Here is a 26999-nt window from a genome sequence, read left to right on the forward strand (position 1 = left end):
ATATGGATCGGTTACTGCCTTTAAATTGATTTGAGCAAGTCGCCAAGCCTGGCCAGCGCCCGGTCGATTTCAGCGATCAACGCCGGATCGAAAGCCTGCCCGCGCACCTTGTGCTCCAGTTGTCCAAACAGCGCCGTCAGCTCGTCGGCGCGCACCACCGCCAGCGCACCGCTCACGGAGTGCAGCAGCTGGACGGCATCGGCTTGCGCGCCATCGGCCACGGCCGAGCGGATGGCGCCGATGTCCTTTTCCATGGTGCTGTGGAACAGGCGGCGCATGGCATCGGAAAGCACGATGGCCGGCCGGTCGATCTCAGGCTCGACCGCAGGTGGGGAGCTGACCGATAACGCGTTGTCTTTATGAGCCCCTTTCAGGCTGGCCAGGCTGTCGAGCAGATTGGCCAGGCTCAGGGGTTTGACCATCCAGGCGTTCATGCCCGCGGCCTGACAACGTTCGCCCTCGTCACGCAGCGCGTTGGCAGTAATGCCAACGATCGGCAGCGCGCCGTCTTTGGCGCGTATCGCCCGGGCGAGTTCATAACCGTTGAGCACCGGCATGTTCACATCGCTCAACACGACATCAAAGGTGTCCTGCTCCCAGATTTGCACCGCCTGCAGGCCGTTGCCGGCGACGACAACGCTGCAACCCAGCGCCTCCAGTTGCTCCTTGAGAATAGCCTGATTGATCAGGTTGTCCTCGGCCACCAGCACATGCAGGTCCAATGTCGGCAGCGTGTCGGTTGTCAGCTGCGAACGACGCGCGCCGGCGTCCTCGGTTGCCATCTGCACGCCGGCGGCAATGGCCCGGATGTGATGGGCGCTGACTCTTGAAACGCCCGCATCCAGCTCGGGAACCTGCGCCCCCTCGTAATCGCAAATCAACCGGTTGCCGCTCCAGGTGAGAGGCAATTCACTGCCTCCCGGCGGCAGCACATCCACCAGCAGCACGTCGGACAGCATTCCATTGGGCCGGGCGGAAATGACGGTCGCCTTGGCCCCCCATCGGCCCAGCCAGGCGCAGATGTTCTCGGCCAGCTCACGCACCGGCGCGCGAACATAGACTTGCCGTCCATTGAGCGCGATGTCGCAGACGCTCGCGAGGCTGGCGTCGGGCTGCGCGAAAGGCAGGCCGACCGTGAAACTGCTGCCCAAGCCCTGTTCGCTGATCACGGTAATTTCCCCGCCCATCATTTCGACAAATCGGCTGCAAATCGACAGGCCCAGGCCCGTGCCGCTGATCAGGTTGCTGGTATGGGCCTGGTAGAAGGGCTGGAAAATATGGGTCTGTTGCTCCGGGGTGATGCCGATGCCGGTGTCAGCCACCTGAAATTCCAGTTTCAGCCCCTGCCCTTCATCCTTCAGGACACGGCAGCGCAGCACCACGCGCCCGATATGGGTGAACTTGATCGCGTTGCTGAGCAGGTTATTGAGTATCTGGCCGATCTTGACCTCATCACCCTGCAGTTGCGCCGGAATGTCCGGGTCGATGCAGGCGTAGATTTGCAGCCCCCTGGAGCGCGCAACGGCAATGTGCGCGCACACGACATTTTCAATCAGATCCAGCGGGCTGAATGACACAGGTTCCAGGGTCAGCTGCCCGGCCTCGATCTTCGCCACATCCAGCACATCACTGATGATTTGCAGGACAGTCGAGGAGGACGTTTGCATGGTGTGCAGATACTCATGCTGTCGCTTGTCCAGCGCAGTGAGGCCCAGGAGTTCCAGGGTGCCCAGCACGCCGTAGAGTGGCGTGCGGATCTCGTGGCTCATGGTCGCCAGGAAGATGGTCTTGGCTTCGTTGGCCTTGTCTGCCGCGCGCTTGGCTTGATAAAGCTCAACCGCGCGCTGTTGGTGCTCGGTGACATCGGAAAAGGCACACAGCAGCACGTCCTGCTCCTGATAACGGGTCGATGCATAACTGACCAGGTAATAGCGGCCCTGAAGGGCCATGCAGGCATCCCCGCCCAGCGACACACCGGGTTTGCGCAGGGTTTTGACGATTGCCTGGGAAACCGCCGGGTTCTGTTGCGCGCGCGGGTTTTCAATGACGATCTTGCCGTCGGACTGGCGAACCACCACCAGGCCGGCAGGAGCACTTTCGATAATGGCCTGGTTGAAAGCCTGGCTTTCGACCAGTTGCTCCTGCGCATGCCGGGCAGGCATGACGATGCGCGTGCGGTAAAAGTGATAGAGCCATCGAAAGCAGAAAAACAGCAATATCGACAAGCCGAGCAAACGCAGCACGGGCAAGGCCGCCCAGCGGGCCAGGGCGCCGTACTCGATGAAGTACTGGGCCGCCCAGTGTTCATTCTGGATGGAGTCATTGACGGTCGAGATCACCAGGCCGTTGGCGGACCAGGAAAAGCCCGCCTGTTGCAGGGGCATTTCCAGCTGCCCGGTCAAGGCTTCGCCATCGGGAGCGATCAGGGTGAATCTTCCATGAAACGGCAAGTCCGGACCCGGCGCGCCTTCGCTCAATTGATGCAGGTCGAACAATGACGCCACCACCAGATGATCCATGCCGCTGTCCCTGCGGATTTGCCGGGGAGGCAATTCGCCTGCGACAAACGCCACCACCTGCAGCTCGCCATCGGGTTGCTGCACGCCGGGCCGGGTCCAGTGCACCTTGAGATCTTCCAGCCGTGCAGGATCCTTCATGGTCTGCCGGGCCAGGTCAGCGGTGATCATGCTGTAGTTCTGCCGGGTCAGCAGATTGCCGTTGCGAAACTTGCCGATGGCCGGCACCGCGATGCTGGCCGCACTTTCCGGGCTGAAGACAAAGACTTGCGGCGACAGGAAATTCGATTGTGCCCAGAACCAGCTGTAATAGCTGGTCAGGTGCCAGCCAAGGGTCAGTACCGCGCTCTGCCCCGGTTCCGATTGGCCATCGGGCAAGGTGATGGTGAAGGGAAGCGAAAAGGTGCTCTCGGTGACATCGACGATGCGCTTGCCGCTGTCGCGCAATTGCAGTGTCTGATCGAGGCTCGCCGGCGCCCTCGACAATTCATCGGTGGGCGCCGCGAGCCTGACGGCGATCGCTTGCAGAAAGCTTTCCTGCTCGCGAACGTTGTCCATCACATGCTCGAAATACGAGTTGGCCTTTTCCTGTTCGCTGTTGAGCAACAGTGCAATCGCCCGGACATTGGTCACCAGCAGCAGGAAAATCAGCCCCAGGGACAACAGCAGGCCGGTGCTCAGGAGCATTGAGCTCCTCGCCAGCGATCCAAATAGAGTATCGGCCTTCATCCTGAGTCTCAAAAGGTTGTACAACGCCAGACGTACTGGTTGAACGATAGCCAAGCTTTTTCTGTGGGTGATGCCAGGGGTCGAATGGCATCAACGACCGGCCGGCACATGTTCGGCCAGCAGGCCGGAAAACCGCTGTGGGTCCACCGCCCTGGAGATGAGGAAGCCCTGGGCCTGATCGCAATGCAGGCGCCCCAGCAACGCCAGTTCCTCCGGGGTTTCCACCCCTTCGGCCACCACGTTGAGCCCGAGCTTCTTGCCCAGCGTGACGATGCTCGACAGGGCGGCTTCCAGGCTTTCATTTTCAACGCAGCCATACACCAGCGAACGATCGATCTTCAGTTCAGTGAAAGGCGTGGACACCAGATTGAAATAAGAGCTGTAGCCCTTGCCGAAATCATCCTGGGCCAGACCGAAGCCCTTGAAGCGCAGACGGCAGACACCGGAAAAATAGCGCCCGAGGTTTTCGGTCGCTGAACTTTCCATCAACTCAAAGCCGATGCTCGACGGTTGCCCGCCCTCCTGGATGACCAGATCGTACAGGCGGTCCGGCAACTCATCGTCGTCCAGCAGGTGGGTCGGCAGGTTGATCGTGACGGGAATCTCGTAACCCTGGCTGCGCCATGCGGATTGGGCCTTGAGCGTTTGCGTCACGAACTGCATCAGCAGCGTTTCCTCCAGATCATGCCGAATGATGCCGGGCAAAAAATCCCTGGGCAGCAACAGCCCCAGGCTTGGATGCTTCCACCTGGCCAGCGCCTCGGCAGCAACGATCTGCCCGGTCGCCAGGGATGTTTTCGGCTGAAACCACGGTTGTATCTGCCCCGAACTGATGGCGTGGCTCAGCTCGGCAGCGCTGTGCTCCTCGGGTGCCTTCACCGTCGCGGCCAGGTCGGAACCAAACGACACCAGCTTCTCGAGCAGTTTGCGCAACGCCGCCGGATTCACCGGCTTGGTGATTTGCCCCAACACTTTGAAGCCCAGGCTTTTCGCCGCCAGGCTGGCGCTGACCATCATTCGCCCGGTGGCGGTACTCATGAACGCCAGGGCAGGCTTTTGCTTGAGCTCGCTCAGCTTCTGCACCAGCTGCACACCGTCCATGCCCGGCATCATCAAGTCGCTGAGAATCAGATCGAAGTGCTGGCTTTTGAGCAGTTCAAGCGCTTCCTTGCCATTGAAGGCCGACTTGATGCACACCCCGCCAAGGGCACCCAGCAAATCCAGCAAGTACTGATGCTGAAAGAGGTGGTCTTCGACAACCAGAATTTTAAATGCCACCGAGGCTCACCCTTCCGTATTGTTGCAAGCAGTTGAACAGCGCACCCAGGCCAAACGGCTTCACCAACAACTGCTGCATGCCGGCACCGAAGCAACGATCACCTTCGTCGCGCATGGCATTGGCCGTGGCGCCGACGATGGGCGCCTCACAACCGAGGCTGCGCAGTTTTTTCGCCAACTCATAACCATTCATGCCGGGCATGTTGATGTCGGTCAGCACCACATCGAAGTCGTCTTTTTCCCAGAGCGCCAATGCCTCGCAACCATCACCGGCGAGTGCGACCTGGCAACCCAACTCTTCCAGCTGATCCTTGAGAATCAGCTGATTGATCACGTTGTCTTCGGCCACCAGCACTTTCAGGTCCAGCTTGTCGGGCGCTCCGGCCTCGACCAGCCCTTGAGGCGCAGGCAAGACCCCTTGCGCCTGATTGAGCGTTTCAAACAAATCGCCAAGATCATTCAACGCCACACACCACTGGTTGGCCGCGGGTTGCTCTTCGGTGCCCGCCTGCGGACTGACGATGATCCTCGCCCCTGCCCACTCGGGGCACAGGTTCTGCCGCTCGTAGGGGTAGACTTCGATCAACACGGATTCGTGTTCGACAACACCACTGGCAGGCTTGCCGATCAGGGTTTTCGCCCCCCAGCGCCGCGACCAGCTGGCAACGTACTCGGCCATTTCCAGCGCCGGGGAGTACACGTAAACCGGCTTGTGCAGTACCGCGGACGGACCCGAAACTTGCGCTTCGCAACTGACGCTTTCCAGCGCGACATTGAGGGTAAAACTGCTGCCCAGGCCGGGGCTGCTGACCACGCGGATGCTGCCACTCATCAGCTCCGCCAGACGCTGGCAGATCGACAGGCCCAAGCCGGTCCCGGCAATGACATTCGCACTGCTGCCGGTCTGATAGAACGGGTCGAACAGAAAAGCCTGGTCCTCCTGGGAGATACCCGGACCGCTGTCCGACACCTGCCACTGCAGCTCGACGCGGTCCGCGCTGATCGAAACCACCTTGACGTGCAGAACGATCTGCCCGCTGTCGGTGAACTTCACCGCGTTGCTGAGCAGGTTATTGAGTATCTGGCGGATGCGGCTCAGATCCCCGCGCAGCATCGCCGGGATGGCCGGATCGATGTAGGAGTAGAGCGTCAGGCCTTTGGTGCGGGCCGCGCCAAGGTAGCTTTGAACGACGCCAGTGACCAATTCGATGGGCGAGAACTCACGCACCTCGAGCGCCAGTTGACCGGCTTCGATCTTGGCCACATCCAGCACATCGCACACCAAGTTCAACAGCGTGGAGGACGAGCTTTCGATCGCGTGCAGATACGCCTTCTGTGGCGCTTTCAGGTCTGTTTTGCCCAGCAGCTCCAGGGTGCCCAGCACGCCGTAGAGTGGCGTCCTGATTTCATGGCTCATGGTTGCCAGGAACAGCGTCTTGGCCTCGTTGGCGGCATCGGCCATTTGCTTGGCCATGGCCAGCGCGGCTTCAATCTGCTTGCGCGAGCTGATGTCACTGAAGGCACAGAACAGAACGTCTTCGCCGTTGTATCGGGTGGGCACGAAACTCAGGTACAGATGGCGGCCGTTGCCGGCCTGGAATTCATCCGTGCGATTGGTCTCGTTCTGATCGAAGGCCTGCTCGATCCAGCCGTGGCACAACCGCTCGCGCTCATTGCACTCACCCAGCCATTGCTCGGACAAGCGGTTTTCCAGCACCACCTGACCATCCGAGCGGCGCAACACGCACAACGCGACCGGGGCGGTCTGGATGACCGCGCGACTGAAGGCTTCGCTTTCGATCAGCGCATCGATGCGCTGTGTCGCCGGCGTGATCAGCCGCCGCTCGATGCGTGAGACCAGTCGATAGACCAGGGTCGCGGTGATCGAAATCAGCAGGATGGAAATTGCCAGGGGCCAAAACAGCACTTTGAGCAACGAGTAGAGATCGATCCCGTAGAAGATCTTCCAGTTCGAGTAACCCAGTTGTTTGCGCATCACCAGGCGATCAGGCAAAAAGCCGCTGCCGGCGAACCCGAAGTTCTGCCCCAGTTCGAGCTTCATCGGCACAGGCGCAAACTGGTCGAGCCGCACACTGCTCATCATCACATCGCCGTTGGGATTGAGCATCACGAACTGCCCGGCCGAGTCGTCATGCAGCGTATTGGAGACCTCGGCCGCATCCATTTCCATGCCGATCCAGCCCGATTGCGGCCGATGAGTGTCCACCGGGGCAAACACGTACAAACGGGCAGGCTTTGATGCTTGATCGCTGAGCCAGACTTCCTGGGCCGTACCCGGCACCTGGCCATTGAAACTACGTAATCGCCGGACGATGTCGGCGGAGATGGGCGCGGTCGGGGTAAAGGATTGACTGACGTATCCAGGCCTGGAATCCGGTCGCTGCGCGACAAACACCAGGTTGATGCGGTTTTGCCGCAAGAAATCGGTGATACGGTCGGACAGGTACAGATCGAATTCGCCAGGCGCGCCGGCCCCTGTTCCCGACTGTACGGGGTCGGTTTCGTTGATCTCGCTGGACGCATTTGCAGCGGACAAGACCAGGCACCTGAGCAATACCTCGCGCTGGGTGAAGAACACCCGCGCATTGGTAATGGCGTCGCTCATGTAGCCCTGCCGACGGGATATTTCACTGTTGAACACCGAGCCGACGGTGATGATTGCGCCCACGATCATTCCCAGGACCAAAAGCTGCGCGAATAGACGCAGCAGTCTGCGCGCGGCTTTGGGCGTGGAGAAATAGACGTCGGCGGGCTGTAGAAATTGCTTGAGTTTCATGAAGCAAGGGTACGAGCCGCAACCGGCCACGGACCATCAGGCAATCCTGAAAAATCGAGCGTTGATTCTCAACTCCAGGGGCGATCGATGTGCATGACCTCAGCTCGCCGCACCCACCGGGGAGCAGTATCGGCTCAGACTTCCCTCCGGCCCCAGCAACTGGGTCATGGAGTGTTGATGCTCGGCCTGCATGTGATTGGTAAAGAGGTTGATCAGATCGAGCGTCGCCGGACCGATTTTTTCACCGCAATACAGCACCGCCGCGAAGCGCCCCATGATCTCGGCATTGAGGCGGAATCGCTCACGCAAGTCATGGGGAGGTGTTTGTTTGTCGACATCCTTGAAAATCACGGGAATCACCGCAACGCCAATAGCGTCAATCAGTTCTTTTATATCCAAATCCACTATTTTCATTGCAGCCCCCTTTTCAAGGCCTTGATGGCCCGCTCATTCAACAAGTTAGAAACTCAAGCCGGCACCAGGCTGCTCAGTGCAAGAGCAATGCCGTGACACCGGCGCCGATGCCGGCACCAATGGCAGCAGACGCGCTCACGATCAGCACCACACGCTCCATGGCCGTTCGCAGGAGCCTGCGCGTCTGCTTCTCCAGGCGTTCCATCGAGGCGCGCTGCTTGACCTCTGCCAGGTTCAGCACACTGCACAGTTGACGGTGCGCCTGTACCAGTTCTTCGTTGGCCGACAGCATGTTCACGCCAAGATTGCTCACAGCCGCAGCCACCGACCGTTCCAGCGCGGCAGCGTGCACCGTTGCCTTCCTGATTTGAGCCACGACCTTTTGGGCTTCGTCCAACACCTCCTCGACAACGGGTTCCTCTTTCAGCAGTGGCTCACTCATTGCTATCACCTCCCTTTATCGCCTTAAAAAAATTGCAAAACCATCATCAGGATTGGCACGCACTGGGGTTACGGTTTAATCCGATGAACGCTTACAAAACACGCGATAACTCACTTCACTTTCAATTGCTGTTGAACCACTTGCTTGCAACAACATCAGGTCAGGAAACGCCGGGTCAGGTCCGCCATCTCGATGGCCAGTTTCGATAGCTCGTTACTGGCCGTCGCGGTTTGACTGGCGCCCGCCGAGGTCTGGATCGAAAGATCACGGATGCTGACCAGATTGGTATCCACCGAACGCGCCACCTGGGCCTGTTCTTCGGAAGCGGTGGCGATCAGGAAATTGCGTTCGTTGATCAAGGTGATCGATTTCGCGATCTCGGCCAGCGCCTCCCCGGCTTCCTGTGCAACCCCCAGGGTGTCCTGGGCATTGGCACAGCTATGCGACATGGCAAGGACAGCCTGTTCGGCGCCGGCCTGAATGTCGGCAATCATGCTTTCGATTTCCTTGGTGGACTCCTGCGTGCGATGCGCCAGCGCCCGGACTTCGTCGGCAACCACGGCAAAACCACGCCCCTGGTCACCCGCCCTCGCCGCTTCGATGGCTGCGTTCAACGCCAACAGGTTGGTCTGCTCGGCAATGGCCCGGATCACATCCAGAACCTTGCTGATGTTCTGCGCCTTGCTCGCCAGCCCTTCTACTTCATCACTGGTTTTTTCCACGGTGGACGTCAGGTTGCGGATCGCCTTGACCGTTTCCGCGACCCGGTCGGAACCGGTGCGGGTGGACTGCTCGGACAACTGCGCGGACTCCGATGCAGAGGCCGCGTTTCTCGCCACCTCTTCCACCGCCACGGTCATCTCGTTAACCGCCGTGGCCGCCTGCTCAATCTCATTGTTCTGACGCTGTATGCCGACACTGGATTCTTCAGTCACGGCGTACATCTCTTCCGAGGCCGAGGCCAGTTGCGTGGAGGAATCGCCCATGTGGCGGATCGTGTCGCGCAAACTCTTCTGCATGGCGGCGGTGGAGGCCATCAAGTCCGTCAGTTCATCCTTGCCGCTGACCTCAAGTTCAGCCCGCAGATCCCCTTCGGCAATCTTCTGGTTGATGCCCAATACGGCCAGCAACGGCACGGTAATGCTTCGGGCAAACAGGATGCCGAGGAAGATGCTCAGGGCAATGACAACCGCGCCAATGGCAATGACTGTCTTGATCGAACTTTGATAGATCCCTTCAGATTCGATGCCGGATTGTTTCCCGCCCAGGCGATTGAGTTCGACAAGCTTCTCGACGGCCAATTGCAGTTCATTGGTGGGCTTGCGAATGTTGTCATCAATGTATTTTCCCGCCGCCGACGAATCACCCGATTCAGCCAACGCCAGGAACGCATCCAGCTTACTGTCGTAAGTTGTCACACCCACTTTCACGCCATTATAGATTTGCCCTTCTTCAGGGCTGCTGACTTGTTCCTGATACCCTTCCACCATCTGCTTGAGCTTTACCCGCGACTGGGCAATGGTGTCAGCCGAAATTTTCCTTACTTGCGGGTCGCTCGATACGATCAATCGAAAACTTTCCAGTCGCAACCTGAGTACCGTAGCGTTGATCGCGCCCGCCTGGCGGACACTTTCCATCCAGTTCTTTTCGATTTCTACGGCTGCAGCGCGAACTCGCCCCATCTGCCATAACGAAATACTTCCGAGCGCGACGACCAGAAGATTGATTATCAGGAATATTAAAGTTGCACGATGGGCCAACCTGAAGTTTCTGAGCAGCATATTTTCAAACCTGTTTAACGTCAGTCACTCCCTTTTCAGTTCATTGGTTCTGAATGCAGTTATGCCGACCATGGATAGTTCAGGACGCAAGTCATGCAAGAGCGCAACTGACATGTACATGTATCTGGATTGAGTTTATTGACTGGAAAATCCTCAGACCATCAGGCAAACCTTAAACCTGCCGGGCTGCCATCAGCCTGATTCAAATACTCCCTTCTCTTGCAGTAACAGATGGGTCAAAGCGTCTTGATTTTGCGCTTCGGCAATCAATGGCCCCTGCACTTCATCGCAATTGAGTCGCTTGAGCAGCGCCAGCTCTTCCGGCGTTGCAACACCCTCGGCAATCACGGTCAGGCCCAATTGCTGGCTTTCCGAAATAACGCAGGCCAGGGACGATTCCAGCTTCGCGTTATTAACGGCGCTACGCACCAACGGAGCAAAAATCTTGATGTCAGTAAAGGGTGTCAGTTCCAGGTTCAAGCAGCCCCGGTAACCCTGGCCGAAGTCGTCATGGGTAACGGCAAAACCCTTGCTGCGTAACTTGTAGATTGGTTCGAGGTAGTGAATCAGCGTTTCTCTTTTCGATGTCCGGACCAATTCAAACCCGATGCACTCGGCGTCGCCTTTATGGGCAACGACAATCTCCTGCAGCCAGTCCGAAAAACCGATGCGCCCCAACAGGCAGATGGGCAACTTGATCCACACCGGCACGCTGTAGCCCGATTGCCGCCAGGCGCGCTGAGCGCTGATGACCTGCTCGACTACATCAAGCAGAAGCGCTTCGACAAATTCATTGCCGGCATCCGTGGACAAGACCTCTGTCGACGCTAGCCAGCCTGATTGTGGATGAGCCAGGAAAGCGAGCGCCCTGACGGCGGTGATGCGTCCCGAGCGCAGATTCTTCCGGGCTTCGAAGCGCAACTGAATCTGCACCTTGCGCAATGCACCCAGCAGTACAGCCGGGTCGTGGGCTATCGGCTCTGCCTGTAACGCAGCATCCCACCCGTCGCACCTGATGTGCAGGTTGCGCAAGTCAATGACGTCGGTGGGCTTGGAGACCATGCCTACCACCGGAAAGCCGAGATTTCTTGCCGTCAGGCTGGCTTTTACCAACCGTTGCCTGCAGGCCTGATCGATGATGGCCAGGGCCGGCGTTCTCCTGAAAGCGACCAGTTTCTGCAGGAACTGCTCACCCTCCATGCCGGGTATCGTCAAACTGCTCAGCACCATGTCGCATGCATGGGTATCGAACAGCTCCAGCGCCTCACGGCCGTTCCGGGCAGCCCTGAGTACCACATCCTGCATGCTGTCCTTTAACGCATGCAGGAACCTGCCTTTTAACCCGTCTCCCTCGATAACCAGGATGTTGTAAGACACGAACGTATTCCCTCACCCATCCTGCGACCACGGTGGCGATGTCCATGTGCTCGATCCGGTGAATTTTCTTTCATGGTTTTTTGAGAAGCCATCAGGGGATCCTTAAAAGACGGGCACACCCAACCTGTGGGAGCGAGCCTGCTCGCGATGAGGCCGGCACATTCAACATCCATGGCGCCTGACACACCGCCATCGCGAGCAGGCTCGCTCCTACCGTGATTGGTGTTGTTCCTACTTGAACAACCCGGCATTAGCCGCCAGCACTTCATCCGCGCACTGTGCATCCAGGTTGCCGCCTGGGGCACCCGCCACGCCGATGGCGCCGATCACCGTGTCGCCGACCTTGACCGGCACACCGCCACCGAGCAGCAGATAACCCGGAATGTCGGTGAGGTTGGCAGCGCCCGGATTTTTCTGCGCGTTCTCCATGATCGCCAGGGTTGGTGCCTTGGCCGACGCCGAGGTGAAGGCCTTGGCGCGACTGGCTTCGATGGTGTGGGGGCCGGCATTGTCGGCGCGAGCCAGGGCTTTCAACACACCAGCGCGGTCCACCACCGCCGCGCTGACGTTGTAACCCTTGGCCTGGCAGGCGGCGAGCGCCGCGGTCACCAGCTTCTGGGCGTCGGCCGTGGAGATATTGCTTTCGGTCAGCACCGCAGCATTGGCCGCGCCGGCAAGGGCCAGGCTGCCAAGCAGTGCCGCTAGAGAGAAATGAGTCATATTGAACGTCCTTCAGTGGGATGAATGGTCAGGGCGTGTCGCAGATTTTTTAATCCTAGTCCGATATCCGGTGTTGCCAGAAACGCCCATCATTGTTTTCCAGCTGCTCGTTGCTGCTCCACGGGCCCGGGATGGATGACTTATGGCGTATCGCCCGATACCCTTGCGCGCTGCATCACCTGACGGTATTCCAGTCCAATCACACTTCTTCAAGACGAGCACTGTCATGAAATCCCCCGCAGGTTTACTGCTGTCGGCTATCGAAATGGACCGTGCCAGCGCCATCCCGTTATACCGCCAGCTGTATTTGCAGATTCGCAAACAGGTACTCAGTGGCCGGCTCCAGGGCGGCGTGCGCCTGCCGTCGACCCGGACCTTGAGCAAGGAACTGGAACTGTCGCGGATCACCATTCTCAATGCCTTCGACCAGCTGATTGCCGAAGGATTCCTGGCGTCACGCACCGGTGCCGGCACCTATGTCAGCGATGAGTGGGAAAACCGGGGCATGGCCGATGAGCAGCAACGCCAGCCACCGCGCCTGTCCGATCTGAGCCAGTCCATGCTGTCGCTGCGCAGCGACCATTTTCGCGGGATGTCCTATGCCGACTGGGACCCCGCGGTCCCGGTCTCATTTCTGCCCAGCCACAGCACTTACGACGCATTCCCCCAGGCCATCTGGCGGCGCCTGATGAACCGCCACCTGCTCAAGCCGACCAAGGCCATGCTCGGCTATGGCGAACTGCAAGGTTTTCAGGCCTTGCGCACGGCGATCGCCGAGTATGTCTTCGATGCCCGTGGCATCGACTGCAACGCAGGCCAGGTGGTCATCGTTTCCGGCGCACAGCAAGCGTTCAACCTGTTGGGCATGTTGCTGCTCAATCCCCAGGACAGCGTCTGGATGGAGGATCCGGGACACATCGCCGCGCGCATTGCCTTGCAGGCCCAGGGGGCCCGGGTGGTGCCCTTGCGCATCGATGAGCAAGGGATCGATGTCGAGCAAGGCCTGAGCGAGTGTCCCGACGCCCGACTGGTGTTCACCACCCCTTCGCGCCAGCACCCCTTGGGCGTCACCCTGAGCTATGCGCGACGCCAGGCCCTGATCGACTGGGCCGCACAGCACCAGAGCTGGATCATCGAGGACGACTGCGACAGCGAGTTTCGCTACAGCGGCCGCCTGCTCCCGGCGCTCTATGCCATGGACCAGATGGCCCGGGTGATCTACGTCGGCACCTTCAGCAAAGTCCTGTTTCCGTCGTTGCGACTGGGCTACGTGATACTGCCGCAGGCGCTGGTCGAGCCTTTCTGCACCTTGCGTGCGGTGATGGATCGCAGCCCACCCACGGTGCTTCAGGCGACCACGGCGGACTTCATGATCGAAGGCCATTTTCTGGGGCACATCCGCCGCATGCGCGCGCTGTATCAAGCGCGCCAGCAAGCGCTGGTCGAGCAATTGGAAAAACAGATCGGCAGCTTCTTCAGGATCACGCCGGTGGAGGCCGGCATGCACCTGATCGCCTGGCTGCCTGTCGAACTCGATGACCAGGCCATCGCCCGGGAGCTGGCCGGGCATAACATCCACACCTATGCCCTGGGCGACTACTGCATCGAACATGCCCTGCCGCCGGCCCTGTTGATCGGCTTTGCCGGCACTCCCGAGCACCAGGCCGCGGAACGCGTCGAGGCACTGGCCCAGGCCCTGCGCGCAATGGGGCACCTGCCGGCGGCCATTTGAGGACGGCAAGTGGTCTTATTAAATAGCTGATAGTGGATCTATCGAGAGTTCCTGACTGGCGCGATAAAGACCGCGCCGGTAGACCCGGTGTCTGAACCAGGAACGACGCTAATGAACAATAAGATCCAGGAACGATTCAACGCCCTGCTCAACCACAAGGTGGTCGAGGACGGGCCAGCCCCCGTGCTGAACGAGGCATTGGCCCGACAGCTGCTCGAACGCCTGGGGCAAATTCGCCTGTTTGCCCACGCCTACCCGTTGCTGACCAACCTCACCCACGGCCGTGTCACCCCCGCCGACCTGCTCGACTTCGCCTATCGCCACGAGCTGCAAGGCCTGAGCCTGCACTTGCTCGACGGCGAGGAAAACAGCCTGAGCCAGATGTCACCCGCACAGCTACAAGGGTTTGCCGACAAGGCCAGGGCCCTGGGGCTGGATGTGCATCTGGAAATCAGCAGCACACGGAAAAAGGATGTCGACCAGGTGATCGCCATCGCCCTCGCCCTGGGCGTGCGCAACATCCGCGTCTACTCACGTTACGAGGGCACGCTGTCGCGGGTCGTGGACGTGATCGAGACTGACCTGCACTACCTCGCGCAGCAGGCTCACGAGCACGATCTGTACTTCGACTTCGAGCAGCATGAAGAACTCAAGAGCGACGAGATCGCGCAACTGCTGAGCCGGCTCAACCACCCTCGCCTGCATGCCCTGTTCGACTTCGGCAACATGATCAACGCTTGCGAGCAACCCTTGCAGGCGCTGCGCAACCTGGCGCCGCATATCCGCCAGACCCATCTCAAGGGTGTGCGCGTGGTCCCCGAGCAAAATGGTTTCGGCCATTACGGCGTACTGCAGGGCAGCGCCGAAGACGATCTGCCCAGCGCCCGCATGCTGTTCGAACTGCTGATGCTGGGCGACTCCGCCCCACAGGTGATCGCGTTCATTCTCGAGCAGGAAAATCACTACGTGGCCCCGGCCTTCCGCCAGACCGACGAAGCAGCCGACCCGTTCATTGCCTACCGGGAAATGAGCGACACCCCACTGCCCGAAGGTTATTCGCTGGAGCGAATGCTGGCCGACGAACACCGCTGGGCGAACAACCAGGTGGCTTATGTCCGCAGCCTGCTGGCGGAACTGCGCATCCTCGCCGAATTGACACTGCCCACCCCTGACAACGCGTAACCCGAAGACCCGACACGTCCGGAGAACAATAATGACAACGCAAAACAAGGCCAAATGGCTCAGATTCCTGATCCTCATCCTCGGTGGCGGCACCATCTACAAACTGGCGAATCTCAAGGACGCCTTCTATGTGCCCATGCAGCAATTCATGGGCTTGAGCCACACTGAAATCGGCATGCTGCTCAGCGCCAACGCCATCATTGCCACGGCACTGTTCATCGTCGGCGGCCTGCTCGCCGACCGCTACGACACGCGCAAGCTGATCCCCCTCGGCCTGATCGGCACCGGCGGTCTGGGGCTGTACCTGGCGACCTTCCCGCCCTTCAGCAACCTGCTGATCGTATTCAGCCTGCTGGCCGTGTGCGCCGATTGCATCTTCTGGCCCTCGCTGCTCAAGGCGATTCGCAACCTGGGTGACGATCAGGAACAAGGCCGGCTGTTCGGCCTGCTGGAGGGCGGTCGTGGCGTGATCGATACCCTCGTCGCGTTTTCCGCGCTGGGCGTGTTTGTCGCCATGGGTTCGGGCGAGGCCGGCCTGAAGTCGGCGATCCTGTTCTACTCGGTCATCGACATCCTTGCCGGCAGCCTCACCTGGTTCCTGCTCAAGGGCGCCAGTGCGCAGTCGATCGCCAAGCCGAAAAACGGCCTGGCCAACCTGGTCGAGGCGATCAAGGTGCCGGGTATCTGGCTGGTCAGCCTCAACGTATTCATGGTCTACATCGTCTACTGCGGCCTGACCTATTTCATTCCCTACCTCAAGGAAATGTACGGCCTGCCCGTGGCACTGGTGGGCGCCTACGGCATCATCAACCAGTACTTCCTGAAGATCCTCGGCGGCCCGGCTGGCGGCTTCATTGCCGACAAGCAGTTCAAGAGCACCAGCCGTTATCTGAAGTGGGCTTTCCTGGCGCTGCTGCCCCTGATGGCGGTGATCGTCCTGATCCCGAAAGACCCGAGCTTCATTTATGCCGGCATGGCCGCCACCCTGTCCTTCGCGTTGATCGTCTTCTCGATGCGCGGCGTATTCTGGGCACCCATGGGTGAAATCGGCATTCCCCAGCACATCACCGGTTCGGCCTTTGGTATCGGTTGCCTGATCGGCTACGCGCCGGGCATGTTCGCCTATGTCATCTACGGTGCGGTGCTCGACCACTTCCCCGGCCAGCAGGGCTACAACTACGTGTTCAGCCTGATGAGCGTGCTGGCCATTGTCGGCTTCGTGGTGTCCAGCCTGCTCTATCAATCCGTGCGCAGGAAAACCGCAACCACTGGCGCGGTGAGCACGGCGCAGGCCTGACCTGTGGGAACGAGCTTGCTCGCGATGGGACTTCAACGATAACGCGGGCTGTCTGAATGCCCGCGTTGTCTGGTCGTCCATCGCGAGCAAGCTCGCTCCTACAGGGAGGGGGTGTGCGTCAGGCGGCGAAACCACCGTCGATCAGCAGGTCGGCGCCGGTGACGAAGGCCGCGTCCGGGCTGGCCAGGTAAGACACCATCGCGGCAATTTCATCGGCCTTGGCGTGGCGACGAATCGCCATCAGGTCATGCAGGCCGGCACCGAATTCGCTGTTCTCAGGGTTCATGTCGGTATCGACCGGGCCGGGTGCCACGTTGTTGATGGTGATGCCCCGTGGACCGAGGTCGCGGGCCAGGCCCTTGACCAGGCCGATCAGCGCCGACTTGCTCATCGCGTAAGCGGCGCCGCCAGCGAACGGCATGCGTTGGCCGTTGGTGCTGCCGATGTTGATGATGCGCCCGCCCTCTTTCATGTGCCTGGCCGCCGCTTTTGAGGCGACGAACACGGCGCGTACGTTGACGGCCAGGGTGCGGTCGAAGTCTTCCAGGGAGAAGTCCTCCAGCAGACCGGTGATCAGCACGCCGGCGCTGTTGACCAGGATGTCCAGGCGGCCGAAACGCTCGGCGACGCTGTCGATGGCCTGGGCCAGGCCGGCGGCGTCGGAAGCGTCCGCCTTGATCGCGATGGCCTGGCCGCCGCTGGCCTTGATTTCTTCGACCAGTGCTTCGGCGGCGATGGCCGATGCCAGGTAGCCGATGGCGACGGTTGCGCCTTCGCGAGCCAGGCGGCGCGCGGTAGCGGCACCGATGCCGCGGGAACCACCGTTGATGAAGGCGACTTTACCGTTGAGTTGAGCAGTCATGATGTTTTCCTTCCCGGTTTGGGTTTGGGTTTGGCTGGTTGGTGGACACATCATGTCCGTGGTGACTTGTTCCCGGTAGTCGCTAAAATGCGCAATCAGTTTCAACCAACGGTATAAGGCGCAGCCATGACAATCGAACTCAGCAGCTATCTGGATGCCTTCATCTGCGCCGCCGACGAGGGCAGCTTCTCGGCGGCGGCCCGGCGCATGGGGCTCACACCGGCAGCGGTGAGCAAAAGCGTGGGCCAGCTGGAGTCCCGGCTGGGGGTGCGGTTGTTCCAGCGCAGCACCCGCAGCCTGGCGCTGACCTCCGAAGGCGAGCGCCTGTATGGGCAGGTGCGCCTGCCGTGGGCCGAGATTGGCGATGCGCTGACTGATCTGCGCCAGGGCGCCGGCAAGCCGGCCGGCACCCTGAAGGTCTCGCTGGCCTATACGGTGGGTCGCGAATACTTCGTACCGATGATGAACGAGTTCGTGCGCCGCTATCCGGACGTGGTGCCCGATCTGCATTTCGATAACCGCCAGGTCGACCTGATCACCGAGGGTTTCGACGTCGCCATCGGCGGTGGCATCGAGTTGACCGACGCCCTGATTGCCCGTGAGCTGGCGCGCTTGCGCATCGCGCTTGTGGCCTCGCCGGCCTATCTGCAGGAGCATCCGGCACCAACGCATCCACTGGAACTGACACGTCATCGCGGGTTGCTGCGCCGCTTGCTCAGTAGCGGACGGCTGGCGCCATGGACGTTGAAAAACGACGCGGGCGAGGAAGTGGTGGCCAGCGTGCGCCCGGTGATGGTGCTGGACGACCCGGAAGCCATCGCCCGCGCGGCGGCCAGCGGCATGGGCATCGCCATGCTGCCGCTGCCCCATGCCCTGCCGCTGCTGGAGCGCGGCGAACTGGTGCGGGTGCTGCCCGAGTGGTACGCCGACGCCTCGCCGCTGGCGATCTACTACACCAGCCGCAAGCTGCTGCCCGCCAAGGTGCGGGTATTCGTGGACTACATCGTCGAAGAGTTTCGCGCCAGCGGAAATGCCGCGCGCTTTGGGCAGAAGTGAAGCCGGTCGCTGTCATGAAATGAAAAGCGTTTGTCGTCCAATGCAGGGTCATCTCCAGCCAATTGCGCGTAGAACAAAGCCGCCAGCCGAATCGGAACCGGGCAGATCGGCGTGCCTCAGGTTCTGATTACAGGCCGCGCCGATACTAATAATCCGAAGAGGAATCGCACCCCCATGCGTGTGAATTTGCCCATAACCGAGCATGAAAGAGTCTTCCCTGCCGACCAGCGCCTGATCTCCACGACCGACCTGGACAGCCGCATCACCTACTGCAACGACGCCTTTGTCGCCATCAGCGGTTTCACCTACGACGAATTGGTCGGCCAGCCCCATAACCTGGTGCGCCACCCCGATATGCCACCGGGGGTGTTCATTCACATGTGGCACACCATCAAGCAAGGCAAGCCCTGGATGGGGATTGTCAAAAACCGCGCGAAGAATGGCGATTTCTATTGGGTCAGTGCCTACGTCACGCCCATCTATGAAAACGGCCGCCTGAGCGGTTACGAGTCGGTTCGCTCGCTGCCCAGCCATGACCAGGTGCGTCGCGCATCGGCGCTCTATGCCAGGATGCGCGCCGGCAAGCCCATCGTTGCCCTGAGCGCGAAAATGCTGCGACCGCTCAAACACGGCTGGCCATTGTGGGTCGCAGGCGCCGTTTCACTGGCCAGCGATCAGTGGCTGCCTGGCGTTGCGGCGCAAGGTGTGCTGGTGGCGAGCCTGGGCATCGCCTGGTACCTGATCGAGTCCCGGCATCGCCAAGCCATCGAACGTACCTTGGCCGACCATCCCAAGGCCTTTTCCGATCCACTGGTTGCCCTCACCTTCAGCGACAACCATGGCCCCCAGGGCCGCCTGGACATGGCGATGCTCAGTGAGCATGCGCGCATGCAGACCGCCTTGAGCCGGCTGGTCGATGCCGGGGTCAGCGTGAAGGACAAGGCCGCGCAATCATCCAGGCTGGCTGGCGAGCAAGCGCAGATGCTGGATCGCCAGCGCAGCGAAACCGATCAGTCTGCCGCGGCCATTTCGCAGATGGCGGCAACCAACCAGCAGGTGACGCAAAACGTCCTCAGCACGGCCCACGCCGCCAGCGAGGCCGACCAGCTGACCCGCGAAGGCGGTGAGCTGGCCCAGCAGAGCCTGCAGGCCATGCAAGCGATGAACGAGGCCGTCAATGAAATCGGCCAGGCGGTCAATACCCTGGCGAGCGAGACGCAATCGATCGGCAGTGTCGTGGATGTCATCACCGCCATCGCCGAACAGACCAACCTGCTGGCGCTCAATGCGGCCATCGAGGCGGCTCGGGCCGGTGAACAGGGTCGAGGTTTTGCGGTGGTCGCCGACGAGGTGCGCTCGCTGGCACAACGCACCCGCACCTCCACCGAGCAGATCCACGGCATCATCACGTCACTGCACCTGGGTGCCGATCGCGCCGTCTCGACGGCCAGCCGGGGCGAGCAGATCTCCCGGGAAAGCATGCAACGGGTGGAGGCGGTGCAGGCGGCGCTGGTTGGCATCGGTCAAGCGGTCAGCCGCATCACCGACATGAGCCAGCAGATGGCCTCGGCCTCGGAAGAGCAAAGTCACGTGACTGAAGATATCAATCAGCAGATCACGCGCATCGCGCAACTCTGTGAGCACAGCGCCGGACAGGCCGGGCAAGGTGCCGCGATCAGCCAGGACCTGGAAGCCATGGCCGATTACCTGCATGGCTTGGCCGAGCGCTTCAACCGCTAGCGATGTGCGCCTGTTGGTCCATCGACACTTGGGGGGAACGTATTTGTAAACGGAGATGTCAGCTGTTTAGACATCTCTGTTTTTACCTGTCTGTTTCACACCCCAAAATCAATGGAGCGGTGAAGTCATGAACAACATCATTTACCTCGTCGGTGCCGTAGTAATTGTCCTGTTTATCCTGTCGTTTGTCGGCATTGTCTGATTTGGGCCGCGAACACCCCCCACCTTCCCTGCCGGCTGGAATAGCCCGGGCTGTCATGGATAGCCAAGTGGCTGTCGTCAAATGAAAAGCGCCCCCTCTGCGGGCGCTTTTTAATGTCATCAACAAAAATCCTCCGGCGCCACAAGCGCCGACGCGACTGCTCCACCGCAGTCACGAGTTGCCGCACCCCCCGGCAGGAGAATAACAAGATGACATTCGTGAAAAGCCTTCTGGCTGCGCTACCACTGCTGACGCTGGGCCTCGAGGCTCATGCCGTCGTATCGAGTCAGGAAGCCGCCCGGCTCGGCACCAGCCTGACCCTGGTCGGCGCCGAACAGGCCGGCAACGCCGATGGCTCGATTCCGCCCTACAACGGTGGCCTGACCACCGCCCCTGCCAGCTTCAAGAGCGGCGACAGCATGCGCCCGGACCCTTTTGCCAACGAAAAGCCGCTGCTGGTGATCAATGGCAAGAACATCGACCAGTACAAAGGCCTGCTGACCGCCACCACCGTGGAGCTGGCCCGGCGCTACCCCGAATACCGCATCGACGTCTACCCGACCCACCGCACGGCATCGCTTCCCGAGGCGGTGCTGAACAACAGCCGCCGCAATGCCACCGCCGCCAAATCCCTGGACGGTGGCGTCGCCATCGACAACGTGCTGCCCGGCGTGCCATTCCCGATACCGCAATCGGGCGCCGAGGCGATGTGGAATTTCCTGCTGCGCTATCAGGGCGTCAACATCCATTCCAAGTACGACTCGTGGAACGTCGACGCGGCGGGCGTGGCGAGCCTGGCGGTCAGCGGCGAAGCCTTCGTCTCCTTTCCGATCTACGAAAACCTGTCCCGGCCGTTCAACAACTCCGACATCTACCATCAGCTGAAACTGTCCTATACCGGACCTGCGCGCCGGGCCGGCGAGTCGATCATGCTCAAGAACGCCAGCAACCCGGTGCAATACCCCGGCCGCGCCTGGCAATACCTGCCGGGCCAGCGCCGGGTCAAACAGATTTCGATCCTGGCCTACGACACCCCCAACCCGGGCACCGCCCGTGCGCTGGAGCTGTATGACTGGACGCTGGTGGGCAAGCGGGAAATGATCGTGCCCTACAACACCTACAAACTGACCTACGTGCGCGACGCCAAATCGCTTACCACCCCGAACTTCATCGCCCCGGACTTCGTGCGCTGGGAAAAGCACCGGGTCTACGTCGTCGAGGGCAATCTCAAGCCAGGCGCCAAACACATCTACCAGAAGCGCCGGTTTTATCTGGATGAAGACACCTGGGCCGCATTGGCTTCCGATCAGTACGACACCAGCGGCCAGCTTTACCGCGGCTCGTTTGCCTTCTTCAGCCAGAGCTACGACCAGCAGGTTCCGGATGCCACGCCGTTCATGACCTACGACCTGACGCGAGGCACCTACAACATCAACGGTGTGGTCGGGCCCCATGGCGGCATTCACTACACCGCACCGCTGTCGACGGCGCAGTGGGTGCCGGAAGCCATGGCGGGGACCGGGATCCGTTAGGGTCCTCTCGCCCTGCAAAATCACGGGCCCCGCCGGCATCCGGCCGGGCCTCCCTGCCCCGCATTTGCCCTGCTCTTGCCCAAAAGCGGCACCCACATATCTGGATCCACCTTCAAAAACGCCAAATTAGAGGGCGTTTTGTCATTTACAGGTCGGATTTGGACAAGTCGGCCCCCTCTCTATCTGGTCGAATCGCCCTCAGCGCCACCTTCGATTTTCCCGATCAAAAGGCTCGGCAGACGGCAGCGAGCGACTGCGACCAACGGTCGACAATCGCCGACAGGTCAATCACTTTCAGAGGGTGTGCGGATGAACAACAGTGTCGTTATTGGAGAACTCACCTGGCCGGAATACGCGCAGAAGGTCGCGACCGGCTGCCCGATCTTCCTGCCGGTGGGCGCCCTCGAACAGCACGGACATCACATGTGCATGGAGGTCGACGTTCTACTGCCTACGGCAATCTGCAAGGCGGTCGCGCGCAATGTCAGCGGCCTGGTGCTGCCCGCCCTCAACTATGGCTACAAATCGCAGCAGAAATCCGGCGGCGGCAACCACTTTCCGGGCACCACCAGCCTCGATGGCGCCACGCTGACCCATACCGTGCAGGACATCATCAGGGAGCTGGCACGCCACGGCGCACGCAAGCTGGTGATGATGAATGGTCACTATGAAAACTCGATGTTCATCGTCGAGGGCATCGACCTTGCCCTGCGCGAACTGCGCTACGCCGGCATCAGCGACTTCAAGATCGTGGTGCTGTCCTATTGGGACTTCGTCAACGATCCGGCCGTTATCGACAAGCTGTACCCCGACGGATTCCTCGGTTGGGATATCGAACACGGCGGCATTTTCGAAACGTCCCTGATGCTGGCCCTGCACCCCGACAAGGTCGACCTCAGTCGTGCCGTCGACCACCCTCCCGCCACTTTCCCGCCTTATGACGTCTTCCCGATCATCCCGCAGCGCACACCCGCCTGCGGAACACTGTCATCCCCCAAAGGCTCGAGCCGCGAGAAAGGCGAGCTGATTCTTGAAGTCTGTGTCGCGGGCATCAGCGCCGCGGTACGGGAAGCTTTCAATCTGGAGACCTGAAGAGCGCACGGACGTGCCGTCACCAACGCCACACGGTAAATGCTTCACCCTCCCCAAATAGAATAAAAAGGGTAAGTCTCATGTCCAGTAGCTCAAATCTCTCCCCAGGCCTCAAACAGCGTCACGTCACGATGCTGTCCATTGCCGGTGCCATTGGCGCCGGCCTGTTCATCGGTTCAGGGCACGCCATCGCTTCGGCAGGTCCGGCGGCCATCCTCGCGTACATTCTGTCCGGCACCCTGGTGGTGCTGGTGATGCGCATGCTCGGAGAAATGGCTGTCGCCTCGCCCGATACGGGCTCGTTTTCGACCTATGCCGAACGAGCGATGGGCCGCAGCGCCGGCTTCACCATCGGCTGGTTGTACTGGTGGTTCTGGGTGCTGGTGATCCCCATTGAAGCCATCGCCGCTGCCGCCATCCTCAATGCCTGGTTTCCCTCGATTCAGACCTGGGAATTTGCGATAGCGGTCACCGGCCTGCTGACGTTGACCAACCTGTTCAGTGTGGCGCGCTACGGGGAATTCGAGTTCTGGTTCGCCATGCTCAAAGTCATCGCGGTGCTGGGCTTTATCGCGCTTGGCGCGCTGGCCCTGGCGGGGGCGCTGCCGGATACGAGCGTCAGTGGCGTGGTTCAACTGAGCAACCATTTTGGCGGATTCATGCCCAACGGCATGACCGCCGTGATCGGTGCGATGCTCACCACAGTCTTCAGCTTCATGGGCACGGAAATCGTCACCATTGCCGCCGCCGAATCCCACAACCCCTCCAAACAGATCACCCGCGCAACCAACTCCGTGGTCTGGCGAATGGGCATTTTCTACATCGTCTCGGTGTTCCTGATCATCTCCATCGTGCCGTGGAACGACCCCATGCTGGTGCAGGTCGGCTCCTATCAGCGAGCCCTTGAGCTGATGAATATTCCCCACGCGAAAATGATCGTGGATGTCGTGGTGCTGATTGCCGTGGCCAGCTGCCTCAACTCGGCCATCTACACCGCATCACGCATGGTCTACTCCCTGAGCAAACGTGGGGATGGCCCTCGGGTACTGCAGAAAACCTCGTCCTCAGGGGTGCCCTTCATTGCGGTGCTGGCCAGCACGGCCGTCGGCTTCCTGACCACTGCACTCAATTACTTTGCACCCAACGAAGTCTTCTCCTTCCTGCTGGCCACCTCCGGGGCGGTTGCGCTGCTGGTCTATCTGGTGATTGCCGTTTCGCAACTGGTGCTGCGCAAGAAAATGAATGCCTCGGGTCAACCGATCGCCTTCAAAATGTGGTTCTACCCTTGGCTCAGCTACCTGGTGATTGCCTCCATCCTGAGCATTCTGCTGGTCATGCTGATTTTGCCCGAGCACCGCATGGAAGTGATCGCAACGGGTGCGCTGACCCTGTCCATCGTCTGCATCGGCGCCATCTTCAACGTCAGGAAGAAGCCAGTGCCAAGCGTTAGAATGGGCCAGGCCGATAACGCCTGAGGTTCATCCACCCACGAAGACACATGCCCCGTTCACCTCTTTGCGGCCCGCTCTCCACCACGAGCAGGCCGCTTTTTTTCGTTGAAAGGTCTGCACCCCGACACCCACACCCCACATGCCTGTTCGTCCCGTCAGGGCCTGCCGGGCAGGCGCCCGGTGTAAGATTCCATCGACCCTCGAACGGGGCCGATAACCACAAAAACAAGATGATATTGACCCTGTCGGCCGACTGCCGCGGGGCACGTCACTGAAGCAGTTGAGGAGCGGCGATAATGGCGACACTCCAAGCGGCGAAACCCGCTGCAGGACGTTCGGCAAATGAACAAACGCCTGTGAAAACCATAGGCTTTTTGATCATCCCCAACTTCACCACCATCGGCTTTGCCTCTGCCGTGGAAACCTTGCGCATGGCCAATCTGGCCGCCCGCAAAACGCTGTACCGCACGGTCATCATTGCTTCCAGCCTGGACCCGGTCATGGCCAGCAATGGCATGCGCGTGCTGCCCGACCACACCATCGCCGACGCCCCCAAACTCGATGTGCTGTTTGTCGTCGGGTCGAATCCGATCGTCTCCGATCACAGCAGCCGACCACTGCTCAATTGGCTGCGCAAGCTGGCCCATGACCAGGTGCCGCTGGGCGGGATCTGCACCGGCAGTCACTTGTTGGCGCGCGCCGACCTGCTCAAGGGCTATCGCTGCACGATTCACTGGGAAGATATCGAAGCACTGAAGGAGCGTTTCCCAGGGATCATCATTTCCAACCAGCTGTTCGAGCTGGACCGCGATCGCTACACCTGCTCCGGTGGCGTGGCCTCCATGGACATGACCCTGCAATTGATCGCACGCAACCAGCCCGACGGTCGTGACATCGCGGCCCACACGGCCGAGTTGCTGCTGTGCGATCGGGTGCGGGGGGCGCAGGAGCAACAGCGCGTGCCATTGCGGCAAAAGCTCGGCACTTCGCAGCCCAAGCTCAGCCAGATGGTGGCGATCATGGAAGCCAATCTCGAGGAGCCGGTGGGCCTTGAGGAGCTTGCGCGGTTGAACGAGGTGTCGGTGCGGCAACTGGAGCGCCTGTTTCACAAGCACTTGCAGCGCACGCCGAGTCAGTACTACCTGGAATTGCGCCTGGCACGGGCACGGCAGTTATTGCTGCGCAGCGAATCGCAGGTGCGGGATATCGCCCTTGCCTGCGGTTTTGTTTCGCCGGCGCATTTTTCCAAGTGCTATAGCCGGTTCTTCGGGGTATCGCCGATTGGTGAGCGCAAGCAGGTGGCGGCGGTGCATTGATTTGATGTTGACCTGACTGGCCTCATCGCGGGCAAGCCCGCTCCCACAGGTTCTGTAGTGAACACAGATTGTGTATCCACTGAAGATCCCTGTGGGAGCGGGCTTGCCCGCGATGGCGTCCGAGAGAACACCGACTGAATATCAGTCCTGCAACGCCTTGTACGCCGTCTCCCGGCTCGCCAGCATCGCAATCAACGCCACCGCCGCAGCCGCCAGCAGGTACCACGCCGGGGCCATTTTGTTGCCGGTCAGCTGGATCAGCCAGGTCGCGATAAAGGGCGCCGTGCCGCCGAACACCGCGTTGGCGATGTTGAAGCTGAAGGCAAAACCGCTGAAGCGCACGCGGGTGGGGAATATCTCGGCGAGGAAGCACGGCAAGGTGCCGTCATTCATCGCCAGGATCGCACCGAAGGCAATCTGGATCATCAGGATCACCACCAGCGGCTGATGCTCCAGCATCCCGAACAGCGGGAAGGTCAGCACCAGGAACAATACCGAGGCGGTCAACAGCATGGTCTTGCGCCCGAACCTGTCCGAGAGCTTGCCCATCAGGAAAATCAGCCCGATATAGGTCGCCAGCGACACCGTCGACGCGAGGAACGAATCGCTCTCGCTCATGCCCATTTCGGTGGACAGGTAGGTCGGCATGTAGCTGAGCAACAGATAGAACGCCACGGCATTCAGGCAGGTCGCACCGATCCCGATCATTACGCTGCGCCGGTGCACGGTCAGCAGTTCACGCACCGGAGCATGGGTGGCGCACTCCTTGGCCTCAAGACGTTTTTCCATCTCCAGGAACTTGGGCGTGTCTTGCAGGCTCATGCGGATATAGCGCCCCACCAGCCCGAACGGCGCCGCCAGCAGAAAGGGCAAGCGCCAGCCCCAGTCGTGCAGGTCTTCGACACTCATCCACGCATGCAGCCCGGCGACGAACAGCGCACCGAACAGCAGGCCGGCCGCCGTGCTTGCCGGGACAATGCTGGTGTACAAGCCGCGCTTGCCCTCGGGCGCGTACTCGGCAAGAAAGGCCGATGCCCCGGCGTACTCGCCTGACGCAGAGAAGCCCTGGAACAGGCGAATCAACAACAGCAAGGCCGGGGCCCACAGGCCGACATGGTTGTAGGTCGGCAGGATGCCGATGCAGAAGGTCGAGACCGACATGATCAGGATCGACCAGGACAGCGCGCTGCGTCGCCCGTACTTGTCGCCGAAGTGCCCCCAGACCAGGCCTCCCAGCGGACGGACGATGAACGACAGCGCGAACACGGCAAAGGTCGCCAGCAGCGCGGTGGCCTTGTCGGTTTGCGGAAAAAACGTCAGTGCGATGACGGTTGCCAGGTAGCCGTAGGCCGCATAGTCGAACCACTCGACGAAGTTGCCCATGAAGCTGGCACTGGCGGCGCGGCGCAGGGCCTTGCGTTCGGCGGTCTGTTCAAGTGCCTGTGCCTGGCTCGGCGACAGGCTTGCGGTTTGAGTGCTCATC

18 protein-coding genes and 2 pseudogenes are annotated in these 26999 nt (G+C 60.6%); 10 read left to right on the top strand and 10 right to left on the bottom strand.

The features are described 5' to 3' along the window. Positions 1-20: 20 nt before the first annotated feature. The 8 genes from ABTV29_RS19875 to ABTV29_RS19910 form a co-directional block, all read right to left on the bottom strand. Positions 21-3203 (bottom strand): ATP-binding protein, encoded by a 3183-nt coding sequence (locus ABTV29_RS19875; RefSeq protein WP_433766390.1) that lies wholly within the window; start codon positions 3201-3203, stop codon positions 21-23. A gap of 132 nt (positions 3204-3335) precedes the next feature. Further along, entirely contained in the window at positions 3336-4523 is a 1188-nt protein-coding gene (locus ABTV29_RS19880; protein WP_433766391.1) for an EAL domain-containing response regulator, read from the bottom strand. Further along, on the bottom strand, positions 4513-7320 hold the full coding sequence (locus ABTV29_RS19885; protein WP_433766392.1) for an ATP-binding protein: 2808 nt from the start codon (positions 7318-7320) through the stop codon (positions 4513-4515). Before ABTV29_RS19885 ends, ABTV29_RS19880 begins: the two co-directional genes overlap by 11 nt. Before the next feature lie 99 nt (positions 7321-7419). After that, a complete protein-coding gene (locus ABTV29_RS19890) occupies positions 7420-7734 on the bottom strand; it encodes a hypothetical protein (RefSeq protein WP_433766393.1) in 315 nt (104 codons plus the stop codon). Between the two features lie 73 nt (positions 7735-7807). After that, positions 7808-8176 carry a hypothetical protein gene (locus ABTV29_RS19895; protein ID WP_433766394.1) on the bottom strand — a complete coding sequence of 123 codons (369 nt, stop codon included), beginning with the start codon at positions 8174-8176 and terminating at the stop codon, positions 7808-7810. Between the two features lie 155 nt (positions 8177-8331). Next, complete coding sequence (locus ABTV29_RS19900; protein ID WP_433766395.1) at positions 8332-9957, bottom strand: methyl-accepting chemotaxis protein; 1626 nt, start codon at positions 9955-9957, stop codon at positions 8332-8334. Positions 9958-10149: 192 nt separating this feature from the next. After that, positions 10150-11334, bottom strand: coding sequence for an EAL domain-containing protein (locus ABTV29_RS19905; RefSeq protein ID WP_433766396.1), 1185 nt, complete (start codon positions 11332-11334; stop codon positions 10150-10152). Between the two features lie 231 nt (positions 11335-11565). Continuing rightward, positions 11566-12054: a GlcG/HbpS family heme-binding protein gene (locus ABTV29_RS19910; protein ID WP_433766397.1), complete on the bottom strand. Its 489-nt coding sequence runs from the start codon at positions 12052-12054 to the stop codon at positions 11566-11568. Positions 12055-12280: 226 nt separating this feature from the next. Between ABTV29_RS19910 and ABTV29_RS19915 the strand changes: the two genes are divergently transcribed. The 3 genes from ABTV29_RS19915 to ABTV29_RS19925 all read left to right on the top strand — a co-directional run bounded on the left by ABTV29_RS19915 (position 12281) and on the right by ABTV29_RS19925 (position 16265). Beyond that, positions 12281-13786, top strand: coding sequence for a PLP-dependent aminotransferase family protein (locus ABTV29_RS19915; protein ID WP_433766398.1), 1506 nt, complete (start codon positions 12281-12283; stop codon positions 13784-13786). 111 nt (positions 13787-13897) lie between these two features. Next, positions 13898-14968: a sugar phosphate isomerase/epimerase family protein gene (locus ABTV29_RS19920; protein WP_433766399.1), complete on the top strand. Its 1071-nt coding sequence runs from the start codon at positions 13898-13900 to the stop codon at positions 14966-14968. A gap of 31 nt (positions 14969-14999) precedes the next feature. Beyond that, a complete protein-coding gene (locus ABTV29_RS19925) occupies positions 15000-16265 on the top strand; it encodes an MFS transporter (protein WP_433766400.1) in 1266 nt (421 codons plus the stop codon). 118 nt (positions 16266-16383) lie between these two features. On the opposite strand, the gene ABTV29_RS19930 is transcribed toward ABTV29_RS19925, so the two are convergent. Continuing rightward, the gene (locus tag ABTV29_RS19930) at positions 16384-17127 is read right to left on the bottom strand and encodes an SDR family oxidoreductase (protein ID WP_433766401.1); all 744 of its coding nucleotides are present in this window, start codon (positions 17125-17127) and stop codon (positions 16384-16386) included. Positions 17128-17259: 132 nt separating this feature from the next. On the opposite strand from ABTV29_RS19930, the gene ABTV29_RS19935 reads away from it, so the two are divergent. The 7 genes and pseudogenes from ABTV29_RS19935 to ABTV29_RS19965 all read left to right on the top strand — a co-directional run bounded on the left by ABTV29_RS19935 (position 17260) and on the right by ABTV29_RS19965 (position 25516). Beyond that, the gene (locus ABTV29_RS19935) at positions 17260-18183 is read left to right on the top strand and encodes a LysR substrate-binding domain-containing protein (RefSeq protein WP_433771954.1); all 924 of its coding nucleotides are present in this window, start codon (positions 17260-17262) and stop codon (positions 18181-18183) included. Between the two features lie 174 nt (positions 18184-18357). Then, a pseudogene (locus tag ABTV29_RS19940) lies at positions 18358-18636 on the top strand (PAS domain-containing protein); the annotation flags it as partial. 303 nt (positions 18637-18939) lie between these two features. Further along, positions 18940-19923: pseudogene (locus ABTV29_RS19945) on the top strand (methyl-accepting chemotaxis protein); the annotation flags it as partial. A gap of 411 nt (positions 19924-20334) precedes the next feature. Continuing rightward, positions 20335-21657: a DUF1329 domain-containing protein gene (locus ABTV29_RS19950; RefSeq protein WP_433766402.1), complete on the top strand. Its 1323-nt coding sequence runs from the start codon at positions 20335-20337 to the stop codon at positions 21655-21657. A 309-nt stretch (positions 21658-21966) separates the two neighbouring features. Further along, on the top strand, positions 21967-22749 hold the full coding sequence (locus tag ABTV29_RS19955; protein ID WP_433766403.1) for a creatininase: 783 nt from the start codon (positions 21967-21969) through the stop codon (positions 22747-22749). An 80-nt stretch (positions 22750-22829) separates the two neighbouring features. Beyond that, positions 22830-24224, top strand: coding sequence for a GABA permease (gene gabP, locus ABTV29_RS19960; protein WP_433766404.1), 1395 nt, complete (start codon positions 22830-22832; stop codon positions 24222-24224). A gap of 272 nt (positions 24225-24496) precedes the next feature. Further along, positions 24497-25516: a GlxA family transcriptional regulator gene (locus ABTV29_RS19965; protein ID WP_433766405.1), complete on the top strand. Its 1020-nt coding sequence runs from the start codon at positions 24497-24499 to the stop codon at positions 25514-25516. 141 nt (positions 25517-25657) lie between these two features. On the opposite strand, the gene ABTV29_RS19970 is transcribed toward ABTV29_RS19965, so the two are convergent. Further along, positions 25658-26998, bottom strand: a complete 1341-nt coding sequence (locus tag ABTV29_RS19970) for an MFS transporter (protein WP_433766406.1) — start codon at positions 26996-26998, stop codon at positions 25658-25660. Position 26999: the final 1 nt, after the last annotated feature.

This window comes from Pseudomonas putida (assembly GCF_050989985.1).
Taxonomy (GTDB): Bacteria; Pseudomonadota; Gammaproteobacteria; order Pseudomonadales; family Pseudomonadaceae; genus Aquipseudomonas; species Aquipseudomonas putida_AI.

What these genes read in the sequence shown, in the direction of transcription:
- ABTV29_RS19875 (WP_433766390.1), bottom strand. Translation starts at nt 3,203, where the DNA reads ATGCTCCTGAGCACCGGCCTGCTGTTGTCCCTGGGGCTGATTTTCCTG.
- ABTV29_RS19885 (WP_433766392.1), bottom strand. Translation starts at nt 7,320, where the DNA reads ATGAAACTCAAGCAATTTCTACAGCCCGCCGACGTCTATTTCTCCACG.
- ABTV29_RS19890 (WP_433766393.1), bottom strand. Translation starts at nt 7,734, where the DNA reads ATGAAAATAGTGGATTTGGATATAAAAGAACTGATTGACGCTATTGGC.
- ABTV29_RS19895 (WP_433766394.1), bottom strand. Translation starts at nt 8,176, where the DNA reads ATGAGTGAGCCACTGCTGAAAGAGGAACCCGTTGTCGAGGAGGTGTTG.
- ABTV29_RS19900 (WP_433766395.1), bottom strand. Translation starts at nt 9,957, where the DNA reads ATGCTGCTCAGAAACTTCAGGTTGGCCCATCGTGCAACTTTAATATTC.
- ABTV29_RS19910 (WP_433766397.1), bottom strand. Translation starts at nt 12,054, where the DNA reads ATGACTCATTTCTCTCTAGCGGCACTGCTTGGCAGCCTGGCCCTTGCC.
- ABTV29_RS19915 (WP_433766398.1), top strand. Translation starts at nt 12,281, where the DNA reads ATGAAATCCCCCGCAGGTTTACTGCTGTCGGCTATCGAAATGGACCGT.
- ABTV29_RS19920 (WP_433766399.1), top strand. Translation starts at nt 13,898, where the DNA reads ATGAACAATAAGATCCAGGAACGATTCAACGCCCTGCTCAACCACAAG.
- ABTV29_RS19925 (WP_433766400.1), top strand. Translation starts at nt 15,000, where the DNA reads ATGACAACGCAAAACAAGGCCAAATGGCTCAGATTCCTGATCCTCATC.
- ABTV29_RS19930 (WP_433766401.1), bottom strand. Translation starts at nt 17,127, where the DNA reads ATGACTGCTCAACTCAACGGTAAAGTCGCCTTCATCAACGGTGGTTCC.
- ABTV29_RS19950 (WP_433766402.1), top strand. Translation starts at nt 20,335, where the DNA reads ATGACATTCGTGAAAAGCCTTCTGGCTGCGCTACCACTGCTGACGCTG.
- ABTV29_RS19955 (WP_433766403.1), top strand. Translation starts at nt 21,967, where the DNA reads ATGAACAACAGTGTCGTTATTGGAGAACTCACCTGGCCGGAATACGCG.
- gabP (WP_433766404.1), top strand. Translation starts at nt 22,830, where the DNA reads ATGTCCAGTAGCTCAAATCTCTCCCCAGGCCTCAAACAGCGTCACGTC.
- ABTV29_RS19965 (WP_433766405.1), top strand. Translation starts at nt 24,497, where the DNA reads ATGGCGACACTCCAAGCGGCGAAACCCGCTGCAGGACGTTCGGCAAAT.
- ABTV29_RS19970 (WP_433766406.1), bottom strand. Translation starts at nt 26,998, where the DNA reads ATGAGCACTCAAACCGCAAGCCTGTCGCCGAGCCAGGCACAGGCACTT.